This window comes from Nocardioides sp., from assembly GCF_035703625.1.
Lineage (GTDB): Bacteria > Actinomycetota > Actinomycetes > Propionibacteriales > Nocardioidaceae > Nocardioides.
In genome coordinates this window covers 1-5,707 of record NZ_DASSXS010000123.1, presented here as the reverse complement: position 1 = coordinate 5,707, position 5,707 = coordinate 1, and the positions used below count along the sequence as shown (strand labels likewise).

Annotated in this window: 6 protein-coding genes; 5 read left to right on the top strand and 1 reads right to left on the bottom strand. The window is 71.0% G+C overall.

What is annotated here, in order from left to right:
• The 3 genes from VFN12_RS06155 to VFN12_RS06145 form a co-directional block, all read left to right on the top strand.
• On the top strand, positions 1-1,096 hold a 1,096-nt coding region (locus VFN12_RS06155), incomplete at its 5' end, for an MFS transporter (protein ID WP_325117727.1).
• A 34-nt stretch (positions 1,097-1,130) separates the two neighbouring features.
• A complete protein-coding gene (locus VFN12_RS06150; RefSeq protein ID WP_325117726.1) occupies positions 1,131-1,811 on the top strand; it encodes a dihydrofolate reductase family protein in 681 nt (226 codons plus the stop codon).
• A gap of 105 nt (positions 1,812-1,916) precedes the next feature.
• Positions 1,917-2,543 (top strand): hypothetical protein, encoded by a 627-nt coding sequence (locus VFN12_RS06145; protein ID WP_325117725.1) that lies wholly within the window; start codon positions 1,917-1,919, stop codon positions 2,541-2,543.
• 134 nt (positions 2,544-2,677) lie between these two features.
• On the opposite strand, the gene typA is transcribed toward VFN12_RS06145, so the two are convergent.
• Positions 2,678-4,564 (bottom strand): translational GTPase TypA, encoded by a 1,887-nt coding sequence (gene typA, locus VFN12_RS06140; RefSeq protein WP_325117724.1) that lies wholly within the window; start codon positions 4,562-4,564, stop codon positions 2,678-2,680.
• Positions 4,565-4,691: 127 nt separating this feature from the next.
• On the opposite strand from typA, the gene VFN12_RS06135 reads away from it, so the two are divergent.
• Together VFN12_RS06135 and VFN12_RS06130 are read left to right on the top strand one after the other, a co-directional pair.
• Positions 4,692-5,156: a PPOX class F420-dependent oxidoreductase gene (locus VFN12_RS06135; RefSeq protein ID WP_325117723.1), complete on the top strand. Its 465-nt coding sequence runs from the start codon at positions 4,692-4,694 to the stop codon at positions 5,154-5,156.
• Entirely contained in the window at positions 5,153-5,707 is a 555-nt protein-coding gene (locus VFN12_RS06130; protein WP_325117722.1) for a ribonuclease H, read from the top strand. The genes VFN12_RS06135 and VFN12_RS06130 overlap by 4 nt, the downstream gene beginning before the upstream one ends.

Sequence of the window (5,707 nt, the reverse complement as noted above, 5' to 3'; positions counted from 1 at the left end):
GCTGGTGGGGGTCGGGATGATGACCGGGGGCGCGCTGGTCGCCGCCCTGGCGCCGTCGTACGGCGTGCTGCTGGTCGCCCGCATGTTCCAGGGTGCCGGCGCCTCCGCCATCCCGACGTTGGGGGTGGCGCTGCTGAGCGCGCGCTACGACGGCGAGGTCCGCGCCCTGGCCCTGGGCCGGCTCGCGGGCCTCGCGGCCGCGGTGAGCTGCTTCGGGCCGTTGGTCGGTGGGGTCGTCGAACATGCCTGGGGCTGGCGGGCCGTGATGGCGCTGCCGATCCTGGGCGCGTGCGTGCTCCCGTTCCTGTGGCGCACCCTCACCGGCGGTGGGACGGGCGCCCGGCTGGACCTGGCCGGCGCCGTCCTGGTGGGGGCAACCGCGGCCGGGGTGGTGCTGCTGCTCCAGTCGCCGACCACGGGGCGGATCGTGGCCGGGGCCGGTCTCCTGCTCGTGCTGGTCGGCGTACCCCTGGTGGCCCTGTGGGTGCGCCGACGCCCCGACGGTTTCCTCCCGCTCGAGGTGGCGCGCAACCAGACGGTCGTGCGCAGTGCCGTCGCGGCGGCGGCGGTGCCGGCCGCCTGGTTCGCCCAGCTGGTCGGAGTTCCTGTGGTCCTGGTCGGCCACGGCTGGGAGCCGTGGCAGGTCGGGACCCTGCTGCTGCCGAGCGCGGCGTTCGCGCTGTGGGTGCCCCGACACGTCGGGCCGCTGCTCGAACGGTACGGAGCCGCCCGGTGCCTCACGATGGCCGGGTGGATCGCGGCGGCCTCGCTGGTGCTGGCCGCCGTCGGCACCGCCCTGCCGGCCGCCTGGGCGCTCGTGCCCGCGGTGATCCTGGCGACCGTGTCGTTCGGGATCGGCCAGCCCGCGCTCGGGTCCAGCGTGGGCGATGCGGTCACCCACGACGTGCGTGGCGTGGCCCTGGGCATCGCGACGCTGCTCTTCCTCGTCGGCGGCAGCATCGGCTCCGCGGCCGTGGCCGGACTCGGCGAGCTGGTGGGTGTTCCCGGCAGCCTCGCCATCCTCGCCGTCTTCCCGCTGCTGGGTATCGCCGTGCTCGCACCCGAGGTGCGAAGGGACCTTGTGGCCAGCCGGTGAACACGCCGGCCGGGTCCGGGTGCAGACTGGCGGCATGCGCGTTCTGATCGGCGACACCCCAACCGGCCAGGACGGAGTGGGCAGGCAGGACCTCGAGAAGCTGTACGCCGCTCCCTCGACCCCGTGGCTCCGCGTCAACATGGTCTCGACGCTGGACGGTGCGGTGACCGGCGAGAGCGGGCGCAGCGCCGGGATCAGCAACGACGTCGACCGCCGGGTCTTCGAGCTGCTGCGCGAGCTCTCCGACGTGGTCGTCGTCGGTGCCGGGACCGCCCGGATCGAGGGTTACCGACCGGCGGACAAGCCGCTCGTCGTGGTCAGCCGCTCGGGGCGGGTGCCGGAGAAGCTGCGCGGCGTCGAGCCCGGCCGCGTCATCCTCGCCACCTGCCAGCACGCGCCGGAGCTGGCCGCGTCCCGCGAGCTGCTGCCCCCGGGCGACCTGCTCCTCCTCGGCTCGCACCGGGTCGACCTCAGCGCGCTTCGTCAGCGCCTCGAGGAGCGCGGGTTCGAGAACATCCTCTGCGAGGGCGGACCGCACCTGCTCCGGGACCTGCTCGACCAGGGCGTGGTCGACGAGCTCGACGCCACCGTCGTGCCGAGGCTGGTCTCGGGCCTGCACCCCAGAGTCACCGACGGACCGCCGATCGACGTACCCCTCAAGCTCGACACGCTCCTGGAGGACAACGGCACGTTGCTGGGCCGCTGGCTGATCTGAGCATTCGCAGGATCTGGCGGCCAGGCTCGTCCTAGACTCCACTCGATCGGGTCGGCAGCGAGCCAACCCCGTCGACAGGCCAGGAAGGTCCCTACTCGCATGCGCATGGACTGGGTCCCGTACTCCGCTGCCGCCCTCGTGCTCGGTGCGACCGCGCTCTCGGTCGGCGCGCTGATCCTGCCGTCGGGTGACAACGCGGCGACCACGCTCCAGCTGGCCGAGTCCGAAGGTGGTCGCTGGCTGGCCGTTGCCGTCCTCTACTTCGTCGCCGCGGTGACGCTGACCCTCGGCATGCCGTCGATCGTGACGCTCTTCCGGATGCGCACCACCGTGTTCGGACTGATGGCGATCGGAGTGTTCACCATCGGCTGCATCGGCCTGTCCGGGTTCTCGATGCTCCTCGTCTTCTTCCGGGCGCTCGCGGTGAACGACGCCATCCAGGCAGGGGCGCTCGACCAGGCGAGCTCCGAGCTCGGTCTCAGCGTGTTCCTGTTCGGCTGGATCGGAGCGTTCTACCTCGGCGAGCTGTTGCTCGCGATCGCGCTGTTCCGGACCGGCACCGTCGCGCGCTGGATCCCGTCCGCGCTCGTCCTGCACGTCGCGCTCTTCCCGCTCTCGTCGTTCCTGCCCGACCGCGTCCAGTCGATGACGGTCCTGCTGATCACCGTGGCACTGTGCGGGGTCGGCATCACCGCCAACCAGAACTCCGCCAGGTTCGCGGTCCCCGCCTAGCGGCTCAGGGGACGCCCCGCTACTTGCTGGCTTTACGCGCTCGGCTCGCGATCTCCGGCTCCTTCGTCGCCGGGATCACTTCGCCTCGCAGAAAACCAATAAGCAGACCACTCCGCTCGTTCCTCGCTCCGGGCCTACTTGCTGGCTTTACGCGCTCGGCTCGCGATCTTCGCGCGCTCGTTGGCGTCCAGCACCAGCTTGCGGATCCGCACGGTCTCCGGTGTGACCTCGACGCACTCGTCCTCACGGCAGAACTCCAGGCACTGCTCGAGCGACAGCTTGCGGGGAGGCACGAGCTTCTCGAAGTTGTCGGAGGTCGCGGACCGGATGTTGGTCTGCTGCTTCTCCTTGGTGATGTTGACGTCCATGTCGTCGGCACGGGAGTTCTCGCCCACGATCATGCCCTCGTAGACCTCGGTCGCCGGCTCGACGAACATGATCCCCCGCTCCTGCAGGTTGGTCATGGCGTACGCCGTGGCCGCGCCCTTGCGGTCGGCCACCAGCGAGCCCGAGTTGCGGGAGCGGATCTCGCCGGCCCACGGCTCGTAGCGCTCGAAGACGTGGTGCGCGATGCCGGTGCCGCGGGTCTCGGTGAGGAACTCGGTCCGGAACCCGATCAGGCCGCGGGCCGGGACGAGGAACTCCATGCGCACCCAGCCGGTGCCGTGGTTGGTCATCTGCTCCATGCGCCCCTTGCGGGTGGCCAGGAGCTCCGTGATGGCGCCGAGGTACTCCTCCGGAGCGTCGATGGTGAGGCGCTCGACGGGCTCGTGCACCTTGCCGTCGACCTCCCTGGTCACCACCTGCGGCTTGCCCACGGTCAGCTCGAAGCCCTCGCGCCGCATCTGCTCGACCAGGATGGCCAGCGCCAGCTCGCCACGGCCCTGGACCTCCCAGGCGTCGGGACGGTCGGTGGGCAGGATCCGCAGCGACACGTTGCCGACCAGCTCGCTGTCGAGGCGGTCCTTGACGAGGCGAGCGGTCACCTTGGCGCCCTTGACCCGGCCGACCAGCGGCGAGGTGTTGGTGCCGATGGTCATGGAGATCGCGGGCTCGTCGACATGGATCAGCGGCAGCGGCTTCGGGTCCTCGGGGTCGGCGAGGGTCTCGCCGATGGTGATCTCCGGGATGCCGGCGACGGCGACGATGTCGCCGGGCCCGGCCGACTCGCCGGGCTTGCGCTCGAGGCCCTCGGTGACGAGGAGCTCGGTCACCCGCACGTTCCTGATCGAGCCGTCGCGCTTGATCCAGGCCGCGTTCTGTCCCTTGCGGAGCGTTCCCTGGTGCACCCGCAGCAGCGCGAGCCGGCCGAGGAAGGGGCTGGCGTCGAGGTTGGTGACGTGAGCCTGCAGCGGCGCGCCCTCGTCGTACTCGGGCGCCGGGATCGTCTCGAGGATGGTGCGGAACAGGGGCTCGAGGTCCGGGGAGTCGGGCAGGCCACCGTTCTCCGGCACCTCCAGCGAGGCGCGACCGGCCTTGGCGGAGGCGTAGACGACCGGGAAGTCGAGGGCGTCCTGGCTGTGGTGCTCGTCGAGCAGGTCCATGAACAGCTCGTAGGTCTCGTCCACGACCTCGGCGATCCGGGCGTCGCCACGGTCGACCTTGTTGACCACCAGCACGACGGGCATGTCGGCGTTGAGCGCCTTGCGCAGGACGAAACGCGTCTGGGGGAGCGGGCCCTCGGAGGCGTCGACGAGGAGGACGATGCCGTCGACCATCGAGAGCCCACGCTCGACCTCACCACCGAAGTCGGCGTGGCCCGGGGTGTCGATGATGTTGATCGTCATCGGCTTGCCGTCGGCGGCCGGGCCGGCGTAGTGGATCGCGGTGTTCTTGGCGAGGATCGTGATCCCCTTCTCGCGCTCGAGGTCACCGGAGTCCATGATCCGCTCGCCCACGCCCTCGGCCTGGTGCTCGGTGAAGGCACCGCCCTGGCGGAGCATCGCGTCGACCAGCGTGGTCTTGCCGTGGTCGACGTGCGCGACGATCGCGACGTTGCGGAGGTCTGTGCGGGTGGGCATGACTAGGTGGGTCGCCTTCGGAAGTGGGGTGCGGACGCCCGTCGAGTCTAGGTGTCCGGGCACCTGCACGCCGATTCGTCACGGGCGACCGTCTCGCGTTCCCGTCGCCCGCCCTAGGCTGTCGGCCATGGCTTCCATCGCGACGAACACGGAGGTCGACCGTGACGAGCTGCTCGACTTCGCCCGCGTCCGGCACCGCTACGCCCTGATCACCGCCCGGCAGGACGGGCGTCCCCAGGTGTCGCCCGTGACCGGCGGTGTCGACGATGCCGGCCGGCTGGTGATCTCGACGTACCCGACCCGGGCGAAGGCACGCAACCTGCGCCGCAACCCGGCCGCGACCGTGCTGGTCATGAGCGATGACTTCGACGGGCCGTGGGTGCAGGTCGACGGGACCGCCGAGGTGCTCGACATGCCGGCGAAGGAGGCTGAGGACGGGCTGGTGGAGTACTTCCGCTGCATCTCCGGCGAGCACGACGACTGGGATGAGTACCGCGCGGCCATGCGCCGCCAGGCGAAGTCGTTGATCCGGGTCACCGTCGAGTCGTGGGGCCCCGTGGCAACCGGCGGCTTTCCGCCCGACCGCGCATGACGCTGGTCGCGGCCGCCGACGGGTCCGCCCTCGGCAACCCCGGCCCCGCCGGGTGGGGGTGGTACGTCGACGACGGCTGCTGGGCCAGCGGCGGCTGGCGCCATGGGACCAACAACATGGGCGAGCTCACCGCTGTGCTCGACCTGCTGGAGCAGACTGCCGACGTCGAGGACGACTTGCTCGTCTACTGCGACTCGACCTATGCCATCAAGGCGATCCGGGACTGGATGCCCGGCTGGAAGCGCCGTGGCTGGAAGAAGGGTGACGGCAGGCCGGTCGCCAACCTGGAGATCATGAAGGCACTCGACCGGGCCATGGCGGGGCGTCGGCAGCGGGTCCGGTTCGAGTGGGTCAAGGGGCACAGCGGGCATGAGCTCAACGAACAGGCCGACCGGCTGGCCAACGCCGCCGCGCTGGCGCACCAGCAGGGCCGCGACCCGGAGCCCGGACCGGGATTCGGCGTCGGTGGATCGGCTCACGCCTTCGAGGTGACCGTGCCGCCGCTGCCGGACCCCGAGCTCGACCTGTTCGCGCCGGCCGAGGAGACCTGA

Coding starts and splice junctions, on each gene's coding strand:
- VFN12_RS06150 (WP_325117726.1), top strand. CDS start 1,131: ATGCGCGTTCTGATCGGCGACACCCCAACCGGCCAGGACGGAGTGGGC.
- VFN12_RS06145 (WP_325117725.1), top strand. CDS start 1,917: ATGGACTGGGTCCCGTACTCCGCTGCCGCCCTCGTGCTCGGTGCGACC.
- typA (WP_325117724.1), bottom strand. CDS start 4,564: ATGCCCACCCGCACAGACCTCCGCAACGTCGCGATCGTCGCGCACGTC.
- VFN12_RS06135 (WP_325117723.1), top strand. CDS start 4,692: ATGGCTTCCATCGCGACGAACACGGAGGTCGACCGTGACGAGCTGCTC.
- VFN12_RS06130 (WP_325117722.1), top strand. CDS start 5,153: ATGACGCTGGTCGCGGCCGCCGACGGGTCCGCCCTCGGCAACCCCGGC.